21 protein-coding genes are annotated in these 24,356 nt (G+C 44.2%); 4 read left to right on the top strand and 17 right to left on the bottom strand.

The window, feature by feature from the left end:
• Positions 1-33: 33 nt before the first annotated feature.
• Entirely contained in the window at positions 34-894 is an 861-nt protein-coding gene (gene mutM / locus ASD40_RS33370; protein ID WP_057307423.1) for a DNA-formamidopyrimidine glycosylase, read from the bottom strand.
• Positions 895-1,065: 171 nt separating this feature from the next.
• On the bottom strand, positions 1,066-3,726 hold the full coding sequence (polA, locus tag ASD40_RS33365) for a DNA polymerase I (protein ID WP_057307478.1): 2,661 nt from the start codon (positions 3,724-3,726) through the stop codon (positions 1,066-1,068).
• A 133-nt stretch (positions 3,727-3,859) separates the two neighbouring features.
• Between polA and ASD40_RS33360 the strand changes: the two genes are divergently transcribed.
• The gene (locus ASD40_RS33360; protein WP_057307422.1) at positions 3,860-4,609 is read left to right on the top strand and encodes an HAD family hydrolase; all 750 of its coding nucleotides are present in this window, start codon (positions 3,860-3,862) and stop codon (positions 4,607-4,609) included.
• 10 nt (positions 4,610-4,619) lie between these two features.
• Here the strand turns inward: ASD40_RS33360 and ASD40_RS33355 are convergent, their stop codons facing one another.
• Positions 4,620-6,362, bottom strand: coding sequence for a GGDEF domain-containing protein (locus ASD40_RS33355; protein ID WP_057307421.1), 1,743 nt, complete (start codon positions 6,360-6,362; stop codon positions 4,620-4,622).
• Positions 6,363-6,553: 191 nt separating this feature from the next.
• Between ASD40_RS33355 and ASD40_RS33350 the strand changes: the two genes are divergently transcribed.
• A complete protein-coding gene (locus ASD40_RS33350; RefSeq protein WP_057307477.1) occupies positions 6,554-8,131 on the top strand; it encodes a response regulator in 1,578 nt (525 codons plus the stop codon).
• Positions 8,132-8,184: 53 nt separating this feature from the next.
• On the opposite strand, the gene phoU is transcribed toward ASD40_RS33350, so the two are convergent.
• The 5 genes from phoU to ASD40_RS33325 all read right to left on the bottom strand — a co-directional run bounded on the left by phoU (position 8,185) and on the right by ASD40_RS33325 (position 12,491).
• Entirely contained in the window at positions 8,185-8,844 is a 660-nt protein-coding gene (gene phoU, locus ASD40_RS33345; RefSeq protein ID WP_057307420.1) for a phosphate signaling complex protein PhoU, read from the bottom strand.
• A 25-nt stretch (positions 8,845-8,869) separates the two neighbouring features.
• The gene (gene pstB, locus ASD40_RS33340; RefSeq protein ID WP_156390264.1) at positions 8,870-9,634 is read right to left on the bottom strand and encodes a phosphate ABC transporter ATP-binding protein PstB; all 765 of its coding nucleotides are present in this window, start codon (positions 9,632-9,634) and stop codon (positions 8,870-8,872) included.
• A complete protein-coding gene (gene pstA, locus ASD40_RS33335; RefSeq protein ID WP_057307418.1) occupies positions 9,635-10,492 on the bottom strand; it encodes a phosphate ABC transporter permease PstA in 858 nt (285 codons plus the stop codon). It abuts the gene before it with no gap.
• Entirely contained in the window at positions 10,489-11,424 is a 936-nt protein-coding gene (pstC, locus tag ASD40_RS33330; RefSeq protein WP_057307417.1) for a phosphate ABC transporter permease subunit PstC, read from the bottom strand. The genes pstA and pstC overlap by 4 nt, the downstream gene beginning before the upstream one ends.
• Before the next feature lie 158 nt (positions 11,425-11,582).
• Positions 11,583-12,491, bottom strand: a complete 909-nt coding sequence (locus tag ASD40_RS33325) for a phosphate ABC transporter substrate-binding protein (protein WP_057307416.1) — start codon at positions 12,489-12,491, stop codon at positions 11,583-11,585.
• A gap of 296 nt (positions 12,492-12,787) precedes the next feature.
• Between ASD40_RS33325 and ASD40_RS33320 the strand changes: the two genes are divergently transcribed.
• Positions 12,788-14,716, top strand: coding sequence for a methyl-accepting chemotaxis protein (locus ASD40_RS33320; RefSeq protein WP_057307415.1), 1,929 nt, complete (start codon positions 12,788-12,790; stop codon positions 14,714-14,716).
• A gap of 111 nt (positions 14,717-14,827) precedes the next feature.
• On the opposite strand, the gene ASD40_RS33315 is transcribed toward ASD40_RS33320, so the two are convergent.
• The 9 genes from ASD40_RS33315 to ASD40_RS33275 all read right to left on the bottom strand — a co-directional run bounded on the left by ASD40_RS33315 (position 14,828) and on the right by ASD40_RS33275 (position 23,096).
• A complete protein-coding gene (locus tag ASD40_RS33315) occupies positions 14,828-16,150 on the bottom strand; it encodes an NAD(P)-binding domain-containing protein (protein ID WP_063860346.1) in 1,323 nt (440 codons plus the stop codon).
• A 95-nt stretch (positions 16,151-16,245) separates the two neighbouring features.
• Positions 16,246-16,560 (bottom strand): ArsR/SmtB family transcription factor, encoded by a 315-nt coding sequence (locus ASD40_RS33310; RefSeq protein ID WP_057307476.1) that lies wholly within the window; start codon positions 16,558-16,560, stop codon positions 16,246-16,248.
• Between the two features lie 215 nt (positions 16,561-16,775).
• Positions 16,776-19,205, bottom strand: coding sequence for a heavy metal translocating P-type ATPase (locus tag ASD40_RS33305; protein WP_057307414.1), 2,430 nt, complete (start codon positions 19,203-19,205; stop codon positions 16,776-16,778).
• Between the two features lie 94 nt (positions 19,206-19,299).
• Positions 19,300-19,503 (bottom strand): copper chaperone CopZ, encoded by a 204-nt coding sequence (copZ, locus tag ASD40_RS33300; protein ID WP_057307413.1) that lies wholly within the window; start codon positions 19,501-19,503, stop codon positions 19,300-19,302.
• 17 nt (positions 19,504-19,520) lie between these two features.
• A complete protein-coding gene (locus tag ASD40_RS33295; RefSeq protein WP_235549480.1) occupies positions 19,521-19,853 on the bottom strand; it encodes a metal-sensitive transcriptional regulator in 333 nt (110 codons plus the stop codon).
• A gap of 160 nt (positions 19,854-20,013) precedes the next feature.
• Positions 20,014-20,862 (bottom strand): MBL fold metallo-hydrolase, encoded by an 849-nt coding sequence (locus tag ASD40_RS33290; RefSeq protein WP_057307411.1) that lies wholly within the window; start codon positions 20,860-20,862, stop codon positions 20,014-20,016.
• Positions 20,863-21,015: 153 nt separating this feature from the next.
• Positions 21,016-21,822 carry a flagellar motor protein MotB gene (gene motB / locus ASD40_RS33285; RefSeq protein ID WP_057307410.1) on the bottom strand — a complete coding sequence of 269 codons (807 nt, stop codon included), beginning with the start codon at positions 21,820-21,822 and terminating at the stop codon, positions 21,016-21,018.
• A complete protein-coding gene (gene motA, locus ASD40_RS33280) occupies positions 21,819-22,613 on the bottom strand; it encodes a flagellar motor stator protein MotA (protein WP_057307409.1) in 795 nt (264 codons plus the stop codon). The genes motB and motA overlap by 4 nt, the downstream gene beginning before the upstream one ends.
• Before the next feature lie 24 nt (positions 22,614-22,637).
• Positions 22,638-23,096 carry a MarR family winged helix-turn-helix transcriptional regulator gene (locus tag ASD40_RS33275; RefSeq protein WP_057307408.1) on the bottom strand — a complete coding sequence of 153 codons (459 nt, stop codon included), beginning with the start codon at positions 23,094-23,096 and terminating at the stop codon, positions 22,638-22,640.
• A 308-nt stretch (positions 23,097-23,404) separates the two neighbouring features.
• Between ASD40_RS33275 and ASD40_RS33270 the strand changes: the two genes are divergently transcribed.
• Positions 23,405-24,271, top strand: a complete 867-nt coding sequence (locus ASD40_RS33270; RefSeq protein WP_057307407.1) for an aldo/keto reductase — start codon at positions 23,405-23,407, stop codon at positions 24,269-24,271.
• Positions 24,272-24,356 lie beyond the last annotated feature (85 nt).

Raw genomic sequence — 24,356 nt, 5'->3', positions numbered from 1 at the left:
CCATATCATATGGGAAGGGGAGGCTTCACGTGCCTATTTCTCTGACTTCTTTCGGATTACCTTGCGCTTTAACGGTTGACAAGTTGGGCAAATATGCGTTCCTCTGCCGCCAACAACGGTTTTGTAGATCTCGCTCCCGCATGTTTTGCAGGGTTCGGACTGTCTGCCATAAATGTTCAGCTGATGCTGGAACAAGCCAATTTCGCCTTGTCCATTCACATATGATTTGATGGAGGATCCTCCAACTTCAACCGATTCACGAAGTGTACGAATGATAGCTGAGTGAAGAAGTTCGAGCTCCTTCTTGCTCAGTGAAGAGGCTTCGCGTTCTGGATGAATACCAGCCAAGAAAAGGGACTCGTCTACATAAATATTCCCGATGCCCACGATATATTCTTGATTCAGCAGCAGCGGTTTTATCTTCGTCGAACGATGAGCGATCCGGTCACGAAAAGCCTCGAAGGTGAAGCCTTCATCTAACGGCTCAAGTCCAAGCTTATGCAGTGGTGGCTGCGTGAGCTCTTCGCCTTTGGGGAACAGATGCATCGTTCCAAATTGTCTAACATCCTTATAGCGGAGCTCGCTGCCATCGGTGAAGCGGAACAACACATGGGTGTGAGGCTCCAACGGATCTTCACCGTCATACAGACCGTATCGTCCTTCCATCCGCAGATGCGAAACCATGACGTAATCGGTAAGAATGAAGCGCAGAAATTTCCCTCTGCGTTCTATGGTTTCAACCGTCTGACCTTGCAGCAGAACCTCAAACATCTGAATATCGTCCGGCTTTTGGATGATGCGAGGCAGTCTGACCTGAACATGCTCAATCGTTTTTCCGGTGATTAAAGTATTCAGCGTACGTCTGACCGTTTCGACTTCGGGTAGTTCAGGCATGGATGTTCACCTCTTTTGTGTAATATGAGTTGTTGCAAAAAGTATAGCAAATTTTAGTTGAATAGCTTCCAATGCGAATGGCTAGTCCAAGTCATCTAATTTCCTAAACAAGCTAATATTCACCGTATTGCAGAAACTCGTGATGAAAACCACTTACAAAAAGATCATGACTTACTTAGCATCGTACCAAGTAAGTCCGAAGTCAACATCCGCGCTCAGAGGGACATCCAGCTTAAGCGCTGCAGCCATGACTTCCGGTACTAAGCTGCGCATGGTCTCAAGTTCCTCTTCAGGGACTTCAAAGACGAGCTCATCGTGTACCTGAAGCAGCATGCGGCTCTTGAGTCCGTCTTGTTTCAAACGGTCGGCCATTTGGACCATGGCTAGTTTAATGATATCTGCGGCTGTCCCCTGTATCGGCGTATTCATCGCTGTTCGTTCGGCGAAGGAACGCAGATTAAAGTTCGATGCCGTGATCTCGGGAAGATAGCGGCGTCGCTGCAGCAAGGTCGTGACATAACCGTCCCTGCGAGCATCCTTCACGATCTCATCCATATATTTGCGAACCCCTTGGAAAACAGCAAAATACTGTTCAATGAACTGAGCTGCATCCCTGCGGGTAATGTCTAAGTTCTGGGACAAACCATAGTCGCTGATGCCGTAAACGATCCCGAAGTTGACGGCTTTGGCCTGGCGGCGCATGTTCGCGTCGACGGCGCTCTCTTCCACCCCGAAGACATCCATAGCCGTCTTCGTGTGGATGTCCATATTCTGAAGGAACGCTTCCTTCAGATTGTCATCCTGCGAGATGTGCGCAAGCACGCGCAGCTCGATCTGCGAGTAATCCGCAGCAAGAATGTACCATCCAGGCTCGGATGGAACGAATACCTTGCGGATCTTACGGCCTTCCTCCAGACGAATAGGAATATTCTGGAGGTTCGGGAACTGGCTGCTGAGCCGGCCCGTGGCGGCAATCGTCTGCCGGTAATAGGTGTGCACCTTACCGGTCTCCGGCCGCACCTCTTTGAGCAGCCCCTCGACGTACGTCGATTGCAGCTTCGCTAGCGAACGGTAGTTCAAAATCTCCCCTACGACTTCATGGTAGGGTGCAAGGCGCTCAAGCACCTCGGCATCGGTCGAGTAGCCGGTCTTGGTCTTCTTCCAAGCTGGCAGCCCCAGCTTCTCAAACAAGATCTCGCCAAGCTGCTTCGGCGAGTTGATGTTAAACTCTACGCCGGCGAGTGTGTAGATGCGGGTCATGATCGCATCCAGCTTGCTTGCAAGCTCCACGCCGAACGCTTTAAGCCCCTCGGCATCGAGTGCGATGCCGCGCAGCTCCATCTCCGCGAGCACGCCCGCGAGAGGCAGCTCCAGCTCGTAGAAGAGGCTATGCATCTCGCTCTTCTCCAGCTCTTCGCGCAGCACCGGCACGATGCGCGCAATAGCCATCGCTTTGCGACCCAAGTGGTCGCTAAGCGCAGCCAGCTCAGGCAAGCGAAACTTCGCTCCCTTGCCGAACACTTCCTCGTCGGTCTTAACGCCCGGCAGGCTGTACTTGCCCGTCAAGCCGCTCAAGCTGAGATTCGACTCTGTCGGATCGAGTAAGTAAGCGGCCAGCAGAGCGTCGAAATCCACACCTCTGAGATCGATGCCTTGCCAAGCCAGCACCAGCTGGGCACGATGCTGGTCAAAGAGCTGCTTCTTCTTGGAATCATCGCTTAGCCAAGTACGCAGCGGCTCACCCGCTTCGCACTTCAGCAGCGCTATGGGTACGAAGTATGATGTATTCGTTTCCCCATCATACGTAAACCAGACAACGCCTACCATCACGGCTTGATGGGGATTTTCCCCAATCGCCTCAACATGGATCGCAGCGTTATCGCCTATTTTGCCAATCAACTCATCCATGTTGTCTTCCGTTACAACAACCGCATCCAAACTCTCGACAACTCGTTCCTCATCGACACTGCTTGGGCCGAAATCCATCTTCTCCAGGAGGGATTTGAATTCCAGCTTGCGGAACATACTGGATAAAGCTTGTCCATCAAAGCCATCGTAACGGAAAACATCCCACTCCGTTTCCATCGGCACTTCGCGGAAAATGGTCGCTAGCTCTTTACTCATGATAGCACTTTGCGCATGCTCCTCGACTTTTTCCTTCATTTTGCCTTTGAGGCTTGATGCATTAGCAAGCACTTCTTCTACGGTTCCAAATTCATGCAGCATCTTGAGTGCCGTTTTTTCCCCAACACCCGGAATGCCTGGGATATTATCCGACGTATCGCCCATTAACCCTTTGAGGTCGATAATTTGCGCAGGCGTGAGGCCGTATTTCTCTTTGATTTCTGTAGGATTATAAAGATCAACTTCGCTAATTCCTTTACGTGTGATCGCAACGGTCACATGCTCGGAAGCCAGCTGCAGCATATCCTTATCTCCAGAAACGAGAAGCACCTTCTCACCTCTTTCATCAGCTGCCTTGGTCAAGGTTCCAATAATATCGTCAGCCTCATAGCCTGTCAGCTCAAACTGTGGAATCTTGAAAGCTTTAAGCAGCTCTTTGATCAACGGAAACTGCTCGGAGAGCTCAGACGGCGTTTTGGCGCGTCCACCCTTATATTCCGTATATTCTTTGTGTCTGAACGTTATTTTCCCCGCGTCGAACGCAACGAGAAAATGCGTAGGCTTTTCTTCTTCTATTAATTTCAGCAGCATCGTTGTAAATCCATAAACCGCATTCGTGTGTAAACCACTGGAATTACTGAGCAAAGGTAAAGCATAAAAAGCTCGATTCGCGATAGAGTTACCATCAATAATAATAAGCTTATCCATAAGTTCGCACCCCGATTTTTGACATACTTCCTTCATCATAGCATACGAAATTAAAATAAAAAAACGGTTCCGCACATAAACATGTATGGAATCCATTATTCAATGGGCCGGTCTTCAGAAGGAGGTTCTCCATATGAGCCCTTTTTTCTCACCAATACGCAAAAAGGTTATTTTTTTCGATATGAATAATACGATTCTGGATCGCAGACAATGCTTTGATTCGGCATTCCTTGAGGTCATGAACGACTTTACGGCGAGATGGGATCCGGGCGAAATGCTTTTTACCAGCCAAGAAGCCCTGCAAAGCTATAAGATGGAGTGGAGCCGTCACCGAAAGGCGCCAATAAGGAGTCCCATATCCCCTGATGAGCTGCGCCACATTTGTTTACGCAAAGCTCTTCAGCCTATGCCGGTGAACGTCAGTCCTGCTTTTACGCGGTCTTTTTTCGAACAGGTAGAAGAACAGGAAGACAACTTCGTTGCCCTCTTTCCCGGCGTTGAAGAAACACTTGAGGCGTTATCACATAACTATAAACTGGCTATCATCAGTAACGGAAATCGGAAAAGACTTCACAGCAATTTGGAGAAAATGAAACTAACGAGGTGGTTCGATCAAGATCGGTTGTTTAGTTCAGAGAAGGATGGACCGCGAAAGCCGCACCCAGCTATCTTTGAGAGAGCCCTAAAGACGATGAGCACGGCTTCAAACCAAAGTGTTATGGTTGGAAATTCGTGGCGTAATGATGTGGTGGGGGCCGCGTCAAGCGGTATGGATGCAATCTGGATACATCCGGGAAATATCAAGAAAATATCCGAGCGCCGAATCGGCAAACAGAAGGTCATCATTATCCGTTCTTTTAAACAATTGTTACACACTTTCTAATTCAAGTTCCTCAGCCAATTTTTTCGAAATAATAAATACTTCCTTGATGTGCTTTGGCTTTCTTTTTGAGTAAGGCGGCTGTTTGGGAAATGTGTTCGAGTGAAATGGGAGATTCGCAGACACAGACGACTAAAGAGAGCGAAAGCGTAACTCCCTCGCTCTTTACCTTATTGCCGCTCCGATCCCATACATACTCCCACTCCTCATCCTCATAGAACATCTGCACACCTTGTTCAAAGCGGCGAATGATTTCCTGACACAGTTGTTTTGGAGATAAAGTGGCAGAGATCGCGATAAAATCATCGCCTCCCACGTGCCCGACAAAATCATGCGGTGTCCCGCAAACCGCAATGGATTGCTGCATAACATCCGCTGTATATTGAATCAGTTGATCCCCTTTTTGAAATCCAAACCGATCATTGAACCATTTGAAGTAATCCAGATCCGCATAAACCACATGAAACGGTTTGTTCTCACTTATCCTCTTGTTCAATTCGCGATTGATTTGCAAATTCCCTGGCAGTCCAGTTAGTGGATTAGCCACACGCGCAGACTCCATTCGTACATTCGTTATACTCTCAAGAATCGTTCTGATGGAGGCTACTCCTCCCAACTTGCCATTGTTTGTAACGATGACTAGGTCGTATAAGTGGTTGATTGCGCGTGAAGTAGCCATCTGCGATACTTCCTCAACAGGCATGAACTCGTCCACAATTAGTGGCGATTCATCCATGATGTTGTCAATAGTTCGATTCCAGAACAAGGAGAAGGCGTATTGGCCGGTTAGTTGCTGAAATAAGCGGTCTCTCATCATGAGGCCAACCGGCACTTCTTCATCCACGATGACAGCACCCACGGCCTCTTGATTTTTTTTGAAGTAATCCGCCACTTCCGAAATCAGCTTTTTCTTGTCAAACACTTTCACAGGCGTTTTGAGGTCGCCAATGCTCCAAGTCATACTGCCTCCTTGTACTTTGCGATGCTGCCAAATCAACATTTTATGGATATCCTGCACCTTCGCGGGAGATTCATTGGGCTTTCCAAGCAAAAAGCCTTGGGCATAATGCACGCCGAGCCGTGTTAATTTGGTCAGTTCATCCGCATGTTCAATGCCTTCAGCAATAAGGGAAATGTTCATTTTATGGGCAAAAGTTACGAACGTTTCAAGGATATACTCTTTTACTTTGTTTTTATGTATATTTTCTATGAGGGAACGATCAATTTTAATAAAATCCGGTTGAAGTTCCGCAATCGCTTGAAGAGAGGAGTATCCTGCACCAGCATCATCTATGGCAATTCGATAACCTTGTTTACGGTAATGCTCCAGAATCTTTTGCGCTAAGGAGAAATCCTCAATCGAACTTCTTTCCGTAATTTCAAAAACGACATTGCTTGGGCGGAGTCCGTATCTCTGTAAAATCTCAAGCGTTTTACCAGGAACAAAACCCGGATCGTAAAGCACTTGGGATGAAATATTAATAAAAAGCAATTGCTGCGAATGCTCCAAAATGGATCCTTTGATCGCTTGTTCACGAGCAAGCTGCTCAAGCATATAGAGCTCACCTTGCTGCTCTGCGAATTGAAACATGGCCAAAGGTGAATGAAATGGACTATCTTTGGGACCTCGCGTTAACGCTTCATACCCCATTACTTGACCATCCTGCAGTGAGATGATAGGTTGATAAACGGAATAAATGTACTCTTTATCTATCATATTATAAAATTGTTCCAGCATTTCTGACTGAGCATCCATGTCCATCATCCCTTACCTGAATATACTTATTACTCTAGTCTATCAAATCAAATGACTGGCTTTATTATCCATATGTAAAATGTATGTAAAGACTTCAAAAAAAAAAGAGGGAATTCAATCTTTTTCCCGAAAAAGAGAGGGATGGATTGTTAGGTGCGTACAAGCTTGTACAAGCACGGAAAGGATTTGAAATGGAACAACAAGTAAAAATCTTGGCGGTAGATGACCGCTACGAGAACTTGCTGGCTCTGAATAGCATTCTGGCCTCTTCCAACTATGACGTTATTTCTCTGCAATCGGGCGAGGAAGTTCTAAGATATTTATTAAAAGAACCCGCTGATCACATCGCTGTCATCTTGATGGATGTGCAAATGCCTGGACTTAGCGGCTTCGAGACGGCCGAACTGATCAAGCAGCGGAAAGCTTGTCAGGATATTCCCATCATCTTCCTAACGGCTCTAAGCACCTCTATCGAGCATGTGTTGAAGGGCTATCATGTGGGCTCTATTGATTATTTATTCAAACCTATTCACCCTAAAATGCTGCGAATGAAAGTCGATGGCTTCGTTAACATGCACCTCAATCATCAAAAAATTAAATATCAAAGCGAACTGCTGCATAAGCGAACGATAGATCTCGAAGAGACGAATCGCAAGTTAGCTGAAGCGGAAGAGAAACTAAAGCAGCAAAATTTTCTTTTGGAACAATGGGTGGAAGAGCGAACCTCCGAATTAGTGGATGCCCATGAAAAGCTGATAAAATCACAGGAACATTTCAAGAAAATGTTCATGCTCTCTCCTTCTTTGATGGCTATTCGCCGCCTACCAGACCTCACCTATCTCGAAATCAATGAAAGCTGGAAACAATATACAGGCTACGGCGATGAAATCATTGGAACAACACTAGATCTCTTACGAATTGAAGTCGGTGATTCAAGAGACTTTAATGATGTCATCCATAATTGCAAGGTCAAGTACGAAACCAAGTCTAAGGAAATTCGAACGGCCCTGCTTTCAACGGAAATCATTGATATAGAAAATGAAAGATGCTTGCTCGAAGTTGCCGTCGATATCACGGAAAGCTTGCGATTTGAATCGGAAATGGCTCGTCTAGCTCAACTCAATCTAGTTGGGGAAATGGCCGCCGGTATTGCCCATGAGATTCGCAACCCGATGACGACTATTCGCGGCTTCCTCCAATTATTTCGCGAGAACGATCGTCATATGCAAAAAGAATACATCCCTATCATGCTGGAAGAGTTGGACCGAGCGAACGAAATTATTACCGAATATTTATCCCTAGCCAAAAATAAACAGTCCCACCAAAAGCCTGAAAGCATCAACCGTATTATTGAAATGCTCCTCCCCCTCATCCAAGCAGAAGCCGTCATGTCCGGCAAGCATGTTCATTTCCAATTCAAGGATTGTCCTGTCATTCAACTCGACGATAAAGAAATGCGTCAACTCATTTTGAATATGTGTATGAATGGACTGGAAGCCATGAGCCTCGGTGGTAAGCTGAGAATTGAAACCTATACCGAGATAGAACATGTTGTCCTTCTGATCGCTGATGAAGGTATTGGAATTAATGAGGAACATCTGGAGAAGCTAGGAAGACCTTTCTTCACGACCAAAGATGAAGGTACAGGGCTCGGTTTAGCTATTTGCTACAGCATCGCTGCCAGGCATCACGCATCGATTGAAGTTCAGTCAAGTGAGAACGGAACAACCTTCCTCATTCGTTTTCCGATTAAAGCGGCACGCACATGAAAAAGGGACGCTCACAAGTCATGATGACTTAGGAGCGTCCCTTTTGGATCTACTTACACATTCAAGTCTTTGCGTTTCCCTGTGACCATATAAATAACACCTTCACCGATATTCGTTGTGTGATCAGCTACGCGCTCTAAGAAATGGGCAACAAACAATAAATGGGTCAACTGACGGTTGCGATTGTAATCCGAACCCATCATCCCCATCAATTCCTGCATGACCGAGCTGTATAGCTTATCCACACGGTCATCTTTCTCGGCAAGCGACGCAGCCCTATGAACATCGCGCTCCGTATAAGAAAGGAGGCTCTCATGCAGCATCTCAATGGCAATATCGGCCATTTCAGGAATGACTTCCAGCGGCTTAACAAGCTCTTCTCCAGCCAGACGGATCGTAATCTTGGCAATATCTACGGCATGATCAGCAATTCGTTCCAAGTCTGTAGCGATTTTCATAGCCGTTCCAATGATTCGCAGATCACTTGCCATTGGTTGTTGTAAAGCAATTAATCGAAGGCAAAGCTCATCGATTGTCGTTAAATAATCATCAATGTGATCATCATTCTTAATGACTTGCCGTGCCATATTCTCATCGAACTTGGCCAACGACTCTACGGAATTAAGAATCAAATCCTTAACTCTTTCCCCCATATCCTGCAATTCACTTTGCAAAACTGACAATGATTGATGAAACCCAGGTCTTGCGTCCATTTTACGTCTCTCCCCTCAGTTGTAGTTAACCGAATCTTCCCGTAATGTAATCTTCCGTACGTTGATCATTCGGATTGGTGAAAATTTTATCCGTCTTGTCCGTTTCCACTAAGTATCCATTGAGGAAGAAGGAGGTCATATCCGAAATCCTTGCCGCCTGCTGCATGTTGTGCGTAACGATAATGATGGTATATTTCTCTTTCAGTGTTTGTGTCAACTCTTCAACTTTGAGCGTTGAGATTGGATCTAACGCTGATGTAGGCTCATCCATAAGAAGTACGTCGGGTTCAACAGCTAGTAACCGGGCGATACATAAACGCTGCTGTTGTCCACCGGACAGCCCTAGAGCAGATTTATGCAATCGATCCTTTACTTCATCCCACAAAGCTGCTTGTACAAGACTGCGCTCTACGATTTCGTCTAGGACCGCTTTCTTCTTAGTTCCATGAATGCGAGGGCCATAGGCAATGTTGTCATAGATGCTCATGGGAAATGGATTTGGACGTTGAAATACCATCCCTACGCGCTTACGCAGTGAAACAACATCGGAATCGGAATCATAGATATTGTGACCATCAACGGCAACTTTTCCAGTAATACGTACACTATCAATGAGATCATTCATACGGTTCAAGGTGCGCAGGAAGGTGGATTTCCCACAGCCTGAAGGACCGATCAAAGCGGCGATTGTACCCGTTTCAATGGCTAATTCAATATCGTGGAGAGCATGATTATCTCCGTAAAATAAATTTAATTTGTCCGCTTTAATCTTATGCTTGGTCGCCACGATTTATTTCCCCCCGGAAAGTCTTTTTTGTAAAATTCGGCTTGGAATACTGACAAGCAGGTTAAAGATGAGTACAACGATCAGGAGCAGCGCGGCGCTTCCTTTAGCAATCTCCTTGGCATCTGGAACTAACGCTTCAGCGCCAACGTACCACAGATGAACGGATAGCGTCTCCCCCATCTTCAGTGGATTGAAATCCGGAAAGAAGCGAGAAACCGATAAGCCGGCCGTGTAAATGAGAATGGCAGATTCGCCTAACGCGCGTCCTGCAATCAAAGTAATCCCCGTAATTAAGCTTGGCAGCGACGCAGGGATGAGCACTTTGCGAATGGCCTGCCATCTGGTTGAGCCAAGGGCAAGACTTGCCTCCCAATAAGATTCAGGAACTGTTCGGATAGCCACCTCTGTGACCCTTACCATAACGGGTAAATTAAGCAGGGCGACTGTCGCGGCCCCACCAATAATGGAAAACTTCAGACCTAACAAATTGGCAAATAGTAAGAACCCGAACAAACCAAATACGATAGAAGGAACAGAAGCTAGGGCTTCAACCGAGATACGCACGAGATCAGTAAACCAATTTTTTTGTGCGTAAATTGCCAAGTATATCCCCGAAAATAAACCGATTGGAATGGATATCACCAGAGATAAGAATAGGACATAGAAGGAGTTGAACAATTGCGGACCTACACCGCCGCCAGCTTTGATCTCCTCAGACTTCCCAAAGATGAAATTCCATGATAGATGTGGAACACCATCACCTAATATTCGAAATAAAAACCAAGCTAGAATCAATATAATAACAATGCCCGATGCCCAGAAGTACAACGTGGCCAAACGATCCGTTGTTTTGCTTTTCATTTAAGTTCACTCCTTTTGGCTACGATACGGATTATAAGAATTAAGGACAAGGAGATCACGAGTAAAAGAAGCGCCATTAAATAGAGCGCATTATTCCAAGTGCTGCCGTAATTCGTATTCCCCATATCCTTCACAATCGCGGTCGTTAATACCGTGGTTGAGTCAAGGAGTGATTTCGGCATTTGCGGAGAGTTACCAATAACCATGAATACAGCCATCGTTTCCCCGATTGCACGCCCCATGCCAAGGATGATTGCTGTTAGAATACCAGGTCTAGCTGCAGGCAAAAGGACCCGCCACATAGTTTGCCAACGTGTTGCTCCTAATGCCAGTGATGCTTCCTCCAGACGACTCGGCAATGCGCGGATAGCATCTTCTGAGATCGAGAGAATGGTTGGTAAGATCATGATAGCGAGAATGATGGAAGCTGGTAAAATACCGTAACCTACCCCGCCTGTAATTTTACCGAGTGCAGGAACGATAACCGTCAAGCCGATTAGGCCATAAACAACCGAAGGGATACCTACGAATAGATCCGTCGCAGGACGCATGATTTCACGCATCCATTTCGGCGCAATTTTAGCCATGAATAATGCCCCTGACAAAGCAAGCGGCACTGAAAACACAACCGAAACCAATGTCATGAGCAGCGTGCTGTATAAAAATGGAAGAGCTCCGAATTTATTTTGACCTGGCGTCCAATCCGTTGAAAAGAAAAATTCTAAAGGACTGACTCCTTGGAAAGTCTTAATCCCCTGCATCCCCACGAAAACAATGATAGAAAAAATGATGGCAGACACTAGGGCAGCACTTCCAACAAACACCCACCTCATGATGTTATCTTGTCTATGTTGTCCTTGGGTCCATTTCGTGACGATTGGACGGCTTTCGTCTGATTTCGCGTTCGTTAGTTTGTCTGCTACGGAATTCAATGGATAATTCCCCTTTCTCTTAAATCACATTACTTTAATGATAGAGCATGATTGTAATTGGATCGTCAAAGAATTGTTAAGGGAATGTAAAAGTTTCACGTTTCAAATTAAAAAAGAGCGCGGCATAGGATGCCAGCGCTCTTAGTTTGTTCTATTTATTATTTTTTAAGCAAATCAGCAGGTAAGAATTTCAAGTCACGAACTTGTTTACCTTGGAATTCTTTGCTTGAGATGTAAGCGATGAATGCTTTAGCAGGATCTTTCGCTTCACCTTTCGTGTACATATGCTCAACACCAAACAATTTGTAAGTACCGTTTTTGATGTTGTCCTCGGAGAACGCTACATTATCAATTTTCAATGCTTTTACAGTATCATCAACGTAAGGCGTATCAACATAACCAATGGAGCTGGACTGACCAGCAACAGCTGTTTTCATTGCACCGCTGTTTTCTTGTGTAATACCATCTTTCGTGAACTCTTTGCCATCAAGAATGATTTGTTTAACTAATGTACGGGAACCTGAGCTGTCTGGACGGTGAACAAGAACGATTTTCGCATCATTGCCGCCAACTTCTTTCCAGTTCGTAACTTTACCCATGTAAATGTCTGCTGCTTGTTGTTTTGTAACATTATCAACTTTTACATCTTTGTTTACGATCAATGCGAATGGAGCAATCGCTACTTGGTGGTCAACAAGACCTTTATCTTTATATTCAGCAGCTGGCTCAACGTCGGAGTTACCGATGTCTGAAGTACCGTCCGCTACGTTTTTAATTCCTGTGCCTGATCCGCCTGCAGTAACGTTGATCGTTACCTTTGGATTTTTTTCCATAAACTCAGTAGCTGCTTGTTTAACTAATGGAAGAAGCGCGCTTGAACCTGAAGCAGTAACCGTACCGCTTAGTTCTGTTTTTGTTGGAGCAGCTGAAGCAGCTGCACTAGCAGCAGGTGTTGGAGAAGCAGCATTTTTAGTATCTGTTTTTGCGCCGCAACCAACCAATGACCCCATCATTAATACCGCGGAAAGTGTGAATGTAATTCCTTTTTTCGACATGAACTTAAACATAGTTAGCATGTCCTCCTTTGATTTGTATGTTACTTGTTATGTTAGTCTCGATTCCACTTTGTTGTCTGTCGAACTAACTTACTTCCCTATCTTAACAACCGAATGTAAAATCCAAACCCACGAAACGTAAACGTAATGTAAAACTTTTAATTCTTCTTTCATTCGTTAAAAATTTGGGTAAATTTACATTTCTTTAACATAGTTAGATGCTTTAGTTAATAGAAGCAACCTATATTAATAAGTATCAATACGAAAACAGTCGAATATTGTCAAGTAATATATAGGAGGAATGACTTATGAAGAAGATCAAAATCAATATGACCATGCGATTAAAATTAATTGCCAGTTTCAGCGGAGTGCTTCTCATTTTCCTTTCCGTTGCTTTGTTTAATCTGAATCAAGTCAATCAAATCAAGAACCATATGACGGACCAGAACGATAAAGTCGAGCTTAAGGTGCTAGCTCTAGAGCTTAAAAATATGGTACAGGAAATGAACATCATTGCCTCAGGGCTGGAGATTTCCAAGAAACCGGAATACATCGCAAAATACAATGCAAAGCGAAAGCCCTACAATGATTTCATTCAAAAGATTGGAGATACGGCTTCAACTGCTGATCAAAAGAAGTGGCGAAGCCAATTAATTCAATTATCTGTTGATTACATAAATAACTTCGATTCTGCCAGCAAAATGGTCCAGGATCCTAACTTGAAGCCGACGGATCTGCAAATTAACCTTCTCTACCTATATAATGAGTCTCAGGAACTGAAGGATAAGATTTTTGAACTTGTTGATAAATTCTATGTAACTTATGCAGAGTCAGCTGAACAAGCAATTGCCAGCTCAACGAAAGCACTTAATGATAGCAGTAGAGTCATGTTGATTGCATTCGCAATTGTCGTTATTGTAACCATTATTATCGCTTTTCTAATCATTAGCTCCTTCACAAGGCCTATTCAAATTTTACAAAATGCCGTGTCGCTTATTGCCGCAGGAGATTTGTCCCATACGATAAATTCTACATCCAGAGATGAGTTAGGTAAGCTAAGTAACAGTTTCGACCATATGATCATTCAAGTTCGCAAGATGCTGAATGCTGCGATGCAGATTGCATCGTCACTATCCGAGCACTCCCATGAGTTTCACCGCTTTTCTAAGCTTACGGCATCGGCCAACACAGATATCTTGAAGGCAATTACAGAGATATCGACCGGTGCTGATGAGCAAGCCATGAAAACGGAGCAAAGCTCGATGATCATTGCAGAATTGGAAGCGGAGATTCGTGAAATAACCGCTTATACATATGAAATGAAGCGTACCAGTGAAGAGGCAGCGTCCGGTACATTACAAGGGACAGCATCCGTAAGGGCGCTGAAGTCATCGTCTGACCAGTCCCAGGCTGTCCTGCAGAAGGTCGATGCTGCCATGAAGACCTTGTCTGACAGCTCCAAGCAAATTGGCGCTATTATTCATTCGATCACGGAAATTTCTACACAGACGAACGTGCTTGCTTTGAACGCTGCGATTGAAGCGGCAAGAGCCGGCGCAAACGGCCGCGGCTTCTCTGTGATTGCAGATGAAGTGCGTCAGCTTTCACAGCAGACGAATGATTCCTCCAAGACAATCGGCGGCATCATTCAAGCGCTTCAGAAGCAAATCAAAGAATTACAGAGCTCACTGATCGAAGCTCGCGAATCTGCGGTTGCACAAAACCATCGGGTAACAGACACACTTGGTTCTTTCGAAGGCATCGAACAATCGATGAAGGGTATTATCGGGCAAATTGAACAAATCCATATAAAAATTGAGCACGTACAATCCAAAAATGACAGATTAGTAAATTCCGTTCAGTTCGTAGCAGCCATCGCGCAAGAAACAGCTGCTGGTGTCGAGGAAGTAAGCTCAACCTCGATTCAGCAGGATGCATCCATCCGCCGAATTGCTGAAGAGTCGGATGATATCCTTGTTCTTTCTCAGCAGTTATTTGCTGAGATTAGCAAATTCCAGATTGGTGAGAGTGCTATGGAAAATCATCAGGAAATATTTGATCTTCAATCGGAGCCTATTCAAGTCAGGAATGAAGTGCACTTCGAGGTTTTTGAAGATAATCAAATGGATTCGTTTCAAAAGGAACAAGATAACTCAACAACGGAAACACCACAGGATGACCTGGACAAAGGTGAATCTAGGAAAGAGAACAAAATGCTTGTTCTCGTAGGAAAATAATAGCTATCACCAAAATCCCTCTACTTCTAATTGGAAGCCTAGAGGGATTTTAATTTCGAGAAATACAACAAAAGCGAACCTATTATACCTAAGACGACACTGGTATAACCGTTAACCGCAGCAAGATGATTTTACCACTGCCTCCGATTTCTCAACTGGTGAAGGTCCGCAACATTCTTGGGTCCCGATACCGCAAACGCCCGTTTCCGGCAGTTCCAGCTCAACTCGTTCAGCTGCTGCCAGATCCCCGACAAGAGCAGCTACGACGGATCTAACTTGTTCATATCCTGTTGCCATTAGGAATGTTGGTGCTCTTCCATAACTTTTGGAACCAACAATGTAGAAATCCTTTTCAGGTTGACGCAGCTCCTTCTCGCCATGCGGTCTTACCGTACCGCAACTATGAACATTTGGATCGATCAATGGCGCTAACTCCATAACACTTTCCAATGTTGGGTCGGCAATTACTCTAACTTCTCGTAAAAAAGACAGATCTGGACGAGAACCCGTATTCGACACGATTTCATCGACAGCATCTAGATGAACCAATAAACCGTTTAAAGAGCCAATCACAACCATTTTATCTTTTTCCTGTTTCAATTCTTGAATGTGGAATGGCGTCAGAACCTTAACTTTTCCTGAATCAACTAGCTTTTGAATACGCGTACCAAGTTCTCCTCTTGCAGGAAGTTGATCCTGCTCCTGACCGCCATAAACATCATCTAGCCTAGATTTCCTTAAAATCCAAACGATTTCTGTGCTTCGAACTTGTTCCTTCAGTTTACCTAATTCTAATAAGGTATTGATTGCAGAGTGACCGCTCCCCACAACAATAACTTTTTTGCCGCTATATCGTTCCTTATGCTTACCCAGAACATCAGGTATTCCATAGTAAATTTGCTTATTTAAAGCCTGCTCTTCTGTCGTCCATATCCCTTCTGATATTATGGGATTCGGGTTCGACCAGGTACCGGATGCATCAATAACAGCCTTAGCCTCAATAAGGATTCGTTCCCCATTTTTCTCAACATGCAGGACAAACGGAAGATCTTTACGGCCATGTGTTTTCACTTTGCTCAGACCTTTACGGCTAACAGCAATAACTTTAGTATTTAAGTATAGATAAGGTTTGATTTCAGGCAATTCAGCAAAAGGATTGAAGTATTTATCAATCATCTCTTGTCCTGAAGGGATTCCTAAAGGATTCGGGACTTGCCAACCATGAGAAATAAGCAATTGCTTAGCAGCTTTATCCATATTGTATTCCCAAGAGGAAAACATTCGAACATGAGCCCAGCTGCGTACATTAGCCCCCACTTCTTCCCCCGCCTCAAACAAAACAAATGGTTCCTCTCTCATAACTAGCTGTGCTGCCGCGGCAAGGCCAACAGGCCCTCCACCTATGATAGCCACAGGTAACTTATTATCATTCATTGCATATACCTCCCTCTCAATATCATGCTATAGACTGATTAATCAAATTAAATTGATTTATTAATCAAAAAAAATTGATGTTAAAAATAAAAAAATTAAGAACGAGTAGGTCTAAATATGCAGCAAAGATCAGCTGAGAGTAATCCGTTTACTTCAGAGTTGTTTATCTCGTAGTAACTCCAAGTACCAATGATCTCTTTGGTGATCATTTTCGCATCCAAAAGAATTTTCAAATGATAAGACAGTTTAGACTGAGCCATATCAAAGATATCACAAAGGTCACATACGCAGGTTTTTCCCCGCTGTGTTAACTCATACATGATCTGTAGTCTTTTGTGATCTGCTAGTGCTTTAAATTTTGCTTCATACGTTTCAAAAAAAGAATCGTCTGGTGTGGATTTTGCATGTATCGTTTGTAATGGAATGATTGTTTTCACTTATTTCACCCGCTTTATTAATCAATTATTTTTGATTTATTAACAATATATAACATTACAAGCTAAAAAGCAATTACTTAATCAATTAATTTTGATTAAGTAATTGCTTATGGTTTAAACGCCTTTATTAAAAGAGCTTCAGCAAAAAAAATTTGCCGAAGCCTTTTCCCCCCTCCCATGTATGCCGATTATAACTTCATGCGTTGCAAGCGTAAGGCGTTTAACACAACGGATACCGAGCTTAGTGCCATAGCAGCACCGGCTACCCAGGGTGCTAAAAGGCCAAGTGCCGCAATCGGAATCCCGAGCGTATTGTAACCGAGTGCCCAAAATAGGTTTTGTTTAATATTCGTCATCGTTTTACGGCTCATATAAATGGCATCTGTAATGCTTGTAAGTTCTCCGCGCATCAGTGTTACGTCTGCTGCTTCCATCGCAATGTCAGTGCCGGTCCCAATCGCTATGCCGACGTCTGCAGTCGCAAGAGCAGGAGCATCGTTGATACCATCGCCAACCATCGCCACTATTTTTCCTTGCCCTTGAAGCTTCTTCACTTCCTCAGCTTTACCTTCCGGAAGCACCTCAGCAAGAACATGATCAATACCAACTTGCTGCGCGATAGCATGCGCTGTCCGATTGTTGTCACCTGTCATCATAATGACTTCGATGCCCATTTGTTTTAAACGAGAGACCGCTTCTTTCGATGTGTCCTTGATCGTATCCGCTACGGCTACCATACCTGCGTACTTGTTATCCACCGCTACGAGCATAGCGGTTTTACCTTCGGATTCGAGCTTTTCCATAGCCGTATCTGCTTTACCGAAGTCGATGGTTTTACGCTGCATGAGCTTACGGGTTCCAACCAGCACTTCCCTGCCTTCTACGATGGCTCGAATGCCGTAACCGGGAATGGCTTCAAACTGCTCAGTAGCGGTAAGTAGGATACCCTTAGCAACAATCCCATCAACAATCGCCTCAGCAAGCGGGTGCTCAGATTGTTTTTCGGCAGAGCCGATTAATCTAAGGATTGTATCTTCTTCATCCATGTTTTCAATTTTAACGTCTGTAAGTTCCGGTTTGCCTTTCGTTACCGTACCCGTTTTATCAAGCACGATGGTTTGCACTTTTTGCATCGATTCTAAATGTTCCCCGCCCTTAAATAGGATGCCAAATTCCGCCGCGCGGCCGGATCCGGCCATAATCGATGTTGGTGTTGCAAGACCTAAAGCACAAGGGCAAGCAATGACAAGGACAGCAATAGCCTTTTCCAGCGCAGTTGCAAACTCACCAGAAGCAACCCAGATATACCAAATCAGAAAGGTTACAATAGCAATTCCTACAACAATCGGGACAAAGATACCCGAAATCACGTCAGCGATACGCTGAATAGGCGCTTTAGAGCCTTGGGCTTCTTCTACAACTTTGATAATTTGAGCGAGAGCTGTCTCTTTCCCAACACGGGTTGCTTTTATTTTTAAGCTTCCGTTTTTATTAATTGTAGCGCCAATAACCGCGTCACTAGCTTTCTTCTCGACTGGGATACTTTCCCCAGTAAGCATGGATTCATCAACAGCGGACAAACCGTCTACAACTACACCGTCGACTGGGATTTTCTCACCCGGTTTTACAAGAACAATGTCTCCCATGACAACTTCCTCAACCGGTATAGCCATTTCTTCACCATTTCGAATGACTAATGCTGTTTTCGCTTGGAGCCCCATCAATTTCTTGATGGCTTCAGAAGTTCTCCCTTTTGCCAACACTTCAAATAACTTCCCTAAGATAATCAAAGTAATAAGTATTGCGCTTGTTTCGTAATACATATCTGGCGCATGGTTGTGGACATCAGCAGAAGTTGCCCACTGAAGCGTTAGGTATAAACTATAGAAGTACGCGGCTGATGTTCCGAGAGAAACAAGTACATCCATATTGGCGCTTTTATTACGAAGGGCTTTGTATGCTCCTACATAAAATTGACGACCGATAATAAACTGTACCGGTGTGGCCAGCACAAGCTGTACCCAAGGATTCATCATGAATTCTGGCAAGTAAATCCATGATGTAAATGTAAAGTGGCTCACCATGGCCCATAGAAGCGGTAGCGAAAGGATTGCCGATACCACTAACTGTATTTTCTTTTGATGTATCTCCTTTTGTTTATAATCGCCTTTAGCTTCCGCCTCCTCTTTACGTATGGCTTTGTATCCCAGTTGATCAACTTTATTAACCATATCACTTACTGACACTTCGACAGCGCTAAACTCAACATGGGCAGTTTCTAATGCAAGGTTAACAGTTGCTTTGCTAACACCTGGCATTTTATTTAAGCCTTTTTCAATACGTGTAGCGCATGCTGCGCAGGTCATGCCAACGATATTAAAATCAACTGCATCCTTTACGGTGCTGTAACCCAGATCCAGTATTTTTTCTTCCATGGCAGATACGCTGATTTGAGTCGGATTATAAATCACAGATGCCTTCTCGAGGGCAAAATTTACATTGGCATCTGAAACACCTTCTAATTTTTTCAAGCCTTTTTCGATCCGGTTCGCGCATGCCGCACAAGTCATGCCAGCAATTTGCAGACTTGCCTGTTGCTGCTCTAATTGTTTCGCCATTTCATTTCCCCCTGCCACAAATACCCCTATGGGGTATATTTTTTTGAAAAAAAATAGGTGTTACACTGGAGCCGCATGCAGCGGCTCATTTATCTTATTTCGCAACGTCATAGCCTTGATCTTCAATTGCTTCTTTAATAGCATCCAAAGAAACTTTAGACGCATCGAAATCTACAGTAACGGAACCACCGCTCAAATCAACTTTGCCGGAAGCTCCAAGTTTCTTAACTGCGCCTTCAACGGAGTTTACACAATGACCGCAGGACATACCTTCAACTTTAAGAGTAACTGTTTGCATATCTAATCTCTCCTTTATTATTTCATTAATTTATTCATGGTAATCATGAGTTCTTTGATAACCTCATTATCGCCTTCTTGAATGCGTTCGATCACACAGCTGTTTAGATGATGCTCGAGAAGCAGTTTCCCAACACCGTTTAAAGCTGATTGAACCGCGGCGATTTGATTTAACACATCGTCACAATACGTATCCTTCTCAATAAGACCTTTCACACCGCGAATTTGGCCTTCGATGCGATTGAGCCTAGAAATCAAATTGTTTTTTGTTTTATCAGAATGATGACTTTTTCGAGCACTGCCCGAATGGCAGCTGTCCTCATGTAATTCTTGTTTATCATGTTGTTCCATTAACATTACCTCCTCACATTTTGAATATACCATACCCCCATACCCTATATCAAGCCTAATATTACATTTACACAGATAAAAAATAATGTGGGGCTTCCCTCAGCCATTTTCACGGCTTTTGGGATAGCCCCATACTTTTGAAGACATACATTCATGCAGCCTAATGCACAAACCGACCTTCCTCCGGAATCGCTATCTTCTCGAAATCCTCCGCCAGACGACCTAATTCGCGACTGAGTTCTTCACCGTTCATCGGTTTTCCATGTCCCGTTAGCGCTAAAGATGGATGTAAATCTCGAAGCTTTCTAACCGAATCGCCAGCTGCTTGCCAGTCTGTCGTGAAATACTTTGGCGGTCCGCTTATTTCTTGTTCTTGCGTGAACACCTTGTAAAGCGACTCTTGCTTAACGGTAACGAAGGCATCTCCTGCTATTAATGAACCATCTTTGGCGCGAAAAAGAGAAATGTGTCCTGGTGTGTGTCCCGGCGTATGAATCCATTGCCATCCTGTCAGTCCAGGAACGATACCCTTAGCGGGCAAAGGATGTACATGATTACCTATGTTAATACCGTGGTTTGGAAATAGTGGCGATAGCTCGCTAACAAGCCCGCCATTTACCGTAGAATCCCCTTTTGGATAATTGGATTTTCCCGTCAAATAAGGGATTTCCAACTCATGCGCATATACCGGAACATCCCAGTATTCCAAAAGACTCTCAATGGCCCCGACATGGTCGAAATGTCCATGCGTCAAAATGATCGCCGTAGGCTTCTTATGTGCTCCAAAACGCTCCTCAGCGACACGAATGATCTCATCTGCCGATTGCGGCATACCAGCGTCAACTAAAAACCATTCTTTATCCTTGCTTGTTGGATTGCCAATGAAACAAATATTCACGATCTGAATGCAGTAACCATATATATCAATGGCTATCTCCTTGCCTTCACCGCTGGATAATGTAGTTAACGGGATATACGTATGCTCATATGTATGTTCTGTTGGCTCCATGTAAACCTCTCCTCATCAATACAAATTCCATTTTACTATCCCCATTTCGCTGTTAAATTAATCCGTACTTCTCGATATCAAATGTGTTTTTGAACAAAAAAAGGCCAGAGTCTAGCGACTCTTAGCCTAATTAGTCTTCATTGATAATTACTCTTATTTCGCAATCTCATCCGTCGCTTTAATGTTGCGCAAGATGCTCACTTCAACTCGGCGGTTCTTGGCTCTACCTTCCGTTGTATCATTTTCTGAAATCGGCCGGTATTCACCGAATCCGACTGAAGAGTAGGAAGCAGGCTCAATTTTACTGTTATTCAGAAGTATTTTCATAAAATTGACCGCACGCTTGGCGCTTAGATCCCAGTTCGTTTCAAAGTCAGCCCGGTGAATCGGGATATTATCCGTATGACCTGCGACTTGAACCTCATATCCTGGATAACTACCCAGCAGATTAGACATCGAAACAGCCAGCTTTTGTGATTCCTGTTTAATTATAGCCGACCCTGAATCGAACAGTGCACGGTCACTAATCGTAATGGTCAGCTTCTCATTATCCAGCTTCGTGGTTAGCTGCTCACTCATGTTGTTTTCTTTAATGTAAGCATCCATGCTTTGCTTTAATTCTTTGAGATCCTTCTCTTCCTTCTGCAGCTTAGCAGCCAGCTGGCTGTCGGTTTTACTTTCTTCTTTCGTTGGCGGATTCTGGTTCTTGTAATTATTTTTCGTAGAATTCGCCGCATCATCAATCGGAATCAAATTTGACATGGCGAAGGGCGCTTCCCCTCCGGTAAAGGCATTATTCAAGGACCGCATAATCGAGTCGTATTTCTTAGAATCCAACTGACTGGATGCAAACAGAATGATAAAGAGGGCTAGAAGCAAGGTAAGCAAATCCGCATAGGGAATGAGCCAGGTTTCATCAATATGTTCTTCATGATCCTCATGCTTCTTCTTTTTACTCACTGTGTAGCGGCCTCCTTCGAATCTTCGTCATACGACGCACGTTCATTATTGGCAACGAAGATCATCATTTTTTGCTTCACGGAATTGGCAGATACACCGGATTGAATGGAGAGCAACCCCTCTACGATCATTAGCTTAATTTCAACTTCTTTCTTAGACTTCTGCTTCAGCTTATTTGCGAATGGGTGAAAAATAACGTAACCAAGGAAAATCCCGAACATCGTTGCAACGAATGCCGCTGAAATCAGATGGCCTAGTTTCTCTACTTCACTCAAATTACCAAGAGCTGCGATGAGTCCAACAACCGCGCCAAGTACGCCGAGTGTCGGTGCATATGTACCAGCTTGCGTAAAAATACCTGCAAATTTCTTATGTCTTGATTCCATTTCAGCAATATCTTCGAGCAATACGTCACGTACAAAATCTGCGTCATTCCCATCAATAATCAGGCGCATGCCGCTTTTCATAAAAGGGTCTGACAGCTCTTCTGCTTGCTTCTCCAAGGAAAGTAATCCTTCACGGCGTGTAATGGACACCCAGTCGATGAATGTCTCAATCAGCTCTTTTTTAGGCATTAATTTCTGTTCGGTAAAAATAATTTTCAATAAGGTCGGAATCTTCTTTATTTCATCCATTGAAAAAGCGATAAATAAGGCCGATGCTGTACCTCCGAAAATAATTAAGGCAGCTGCTGGATTCAACAGTGCTACCAGGCTTGCCCCTTTCAATACCATACCCACACCAATGGATATAAAAGCTAAAACGATTCCGATTAGTGATGACTTCTCCATATTCAAGGCACCTCTCCCTATGATCTAATTTTCGTGAGTTGTCAAGCTCCCTAAGGATCTCAACAAGCTTGCCAGCGTTTCCTGTTCTTCCCCCAGTTTAGAAAAAAAACGGCGATCGGCTTGCTCGACAATGTCTAAGGCCTTGGATATCAAACTCTCTCCAGCTGGAGTTAAAGAGATTGACTTGGCTCTAGTGTCCGTGGGATGTTCCTTGCGAATGAGGAACCCTTTCTTTTCTAAGCTACGAAGTACTTGTGAGGCCATCATGGGATCAATGTGCGCATGCATGGCAATTTGAACCTGTGTCACATCCCCTAAAGGGGACTGAGAATTTAACCACTCTGTGGTGGCTAGCAAAATAAATTGAACATGCGTAAGATCCAACTCATGCAGGGCATGACGAAGATTTTTTTGCCATAGATTCGTAACCTGCCAAAGATGAAATCCTGGGCTGTCATAAGGCTTTAAGCGTTCAAATGTCATTGACCCTCCAATAATTCAACAAGAAAGTTATATATGTACATATAATAAGTTTATTTATTATTATACATCATTTTTTGTCGAAAACTAGGACTAAAGTCATGTTTTTTTTGTGAATATGCTAGCAATTTGACGAATGCTAGCGTCCTTCTCTTACTTATTTTATACTTGAGGAGAACTAATTCCTGCTTGAACCGATATCAGTAGGAAGGAAACATGTTTCATAATACAATTTGGTATGACCAGGTATCCCTTTTGGAAACGATAGGAAAGAATGAAAGTCGCCATCTTACATACGAGGAGTGAATCATGTGGAGAAACGTTCGTTTGGTTCGACCGGCCAGCCATTTCCTGTCCTGAGCTTTGGTGCTCAGCGCATTGTCGACGAACACCAATGTACGGAAGAGGAAGCGATTCAAATTGTCAATCGTGCGATTGACGAAGGAATCACCTATTTCGATACAGCACCAAGCTACTCGGATGGGCAATCCGAGGAACGACTTGGTAAAGCATTAGCACGCGATGGACGAAGGAATGACGTATGGATTGCTACCAAAACGCATGATCGAACAAGAGACGGTTCCCTGAAGCTGCTGGAAGCAAGTCTGAAGCGACTGCAAACGGATCACGTTGAAGAATGGCGATTGCATAATATCATGACAATGGAGGAGCTCGATAAGTGCTTCGCCAAAGGCGGAGCGTTAGAAGCGCTTCTTGAGGCGAAGGAACAAGGGATCATCAAGCATATCTCGATCAGCGGTCACACGAACCCTAGAGTTCAGCTGGAAGCGATTGAACGGTTCCCTTTTGACAGCGCTCTTGTAGCTTTATCTGCAGCGGATCATCTCATTTACAGCTTCGCTCATGAGTTTTTACCTAAAGCGAACGAGAAAGGTGTCGCTGTCATTGGCATGAAGGTTATGGCGCTCGGTAAGCTGGCTCCCTGGTACGAGAAAGCGCTCCAATATACGTTCTCGCTGCCAATATCTACGGCGATTGTCGGCATGGAATCCATGGCGCAGCTGGAACAAAATCTGGCCATTGCTAAAAGCTTCAAGCCTATGACTGAGCTTGAGCAGCTTGAGTTCCTCAAAGAAATTGCTCATCTCGCCACCCCTGATGTGCTGCGTTGGAAAACAACCGATTGGGTATCTGGTGAATGGTACGTTCGTAACTAATTAAACAAGCCAGCAGTTAAGTGCCATGATTATCGGCACTAACCTGCTGGCTTTTTCAATTGAATTGAACTGGGTTGTCATTCGC

It is taken from the genome of Paenibacillus sp. Root444D2, assembly GCF_001426375.1.
GTDB lineage: Bacteria > Bacillota > Bacilli > Paenibacillales > NBRC-103111 > Paenibacillus_E.
Note: the sequence above shows the minus strand (reverse complement) of the source record. Positions and strands in the feature narration are given on the sequence as shown.

What these genes read in the sequence shown, in the direction of transcription:
- mutM (WP_057307423.1), bottom strand. Translation starts at nt 894, where the DNA reads ATGCCTGAACTACCCGAAGTCGAAACGGTCAGACGTACGCTGAATACT.
- polA (WP_057307478.1), bottom strand. Translation starts at nt 3,726, where the DNA reads ATGGATAAGCTTATTATTATTGATGGTAACTCTATCGCGAATCGAGCT.
- ASD40_RS33360 (WP_057307422.1), top strand. Translation starts at nt 3,860, where the DNA reads ATGAGCCCTTTTTTCTCACCAATACGCAAAAAGGTTATTTTTTTCGAT.
- ASD40_RS33355 (WP_057307421.1), bottom strand. Translation starts at nt 6,362, where the DNA reads ATGGATGCTCAGTCAGAAATGCTGGAACAATTTTATAATATGATAGAT.
- ASD40_RS33350 (WP_057307477.1), top strand. Translation starts at nt 6,554, where the DNA reads ATGGAACAACAAGTAAAAATCTTGGCGGTAGATGACCGCTACGAGAAC.
- phoU (WP_057307420.1), bottom strand. Translation starts at nt 8,844, where the DNA reads ATGGACGCAAGACCTGGGTTTCATCAATCATTGTCAGTTTTGCAAAGT.
- pstA (WP_057307418.1), bottom strand. Translation starts at nt 10,492, where the DNA reads ATGAAAAGCAAAACAACGGATCGTTTGGCCACGTTGTACTTCTGGGCA.
- ASD40_RS33325 (WP_057307416.1), bottom strand. Translation starts at nt 12,491, where the DNA reads ATGTTTAAGTTCATGTCGAAAAAAGGAATTACATTCACACTTTCCGCG.
- ASD40_RS33320 (WP_057307415.1), top strand. Translation starts at nt 12,788, where the DNA reads ATGAAGAAGATCAAAATCAATATGACCATGCGATTAAAATTAATTGCC.
- ASD40_RS33315 (WP_063860346.1), bottom strand. Translation starts at nt 16,150, where the DNA reads ATGAATGATAATAAGTTACCTGTGGCTATCATAGGTGGAGGGCCTGTT.
- ASD40_RS33305 (WP_057307414.1), bottom strand. Translation starts at nt 19,205, where the DNA reads ATGGCGAAACAATTAGAGCAGCAACAGGCAAGTCTGCAAATTGCTGGC.
- copZ (WP_057307413.1), bottom strand. Translation starts at nt 19,503, where the DNA reads ATGCAAACAGTTACTCTTAAAGTTGAAGGTATGTCCTGCGGTCATTGT.
- ASD40_RS33295 (WP_235549480.1), bottom strand. Translation starts at nt 19,853, where the DNA reads ATGGAACAACATGATAAACAAGAATTACATGAGGACAGCTGCCATTCG.
- ASD40_RS33290 (WP_057307411.1), bottom strand. Translation starts at nt 20,862, where the DNA reads ATGGAGCCAACAGAACATACATATGAGCATACGTATATCCCGTTAACT.
- motA (WP_057307409.1), bottom strand. Translation starts at nt 22,613, where the DNA reads ATGGAGAAGTCATCACTAATCGGAATCGTTTTAGCTTTTATATCCATT.
- ASD40_RS33275 (WP_057307408.1), bottom strand. Translation starts at nt 23,096, where the DNA reads ATGACATTTGAACGCTTAAAGCCTTATGACAGCCCAGGATTTCATCTT.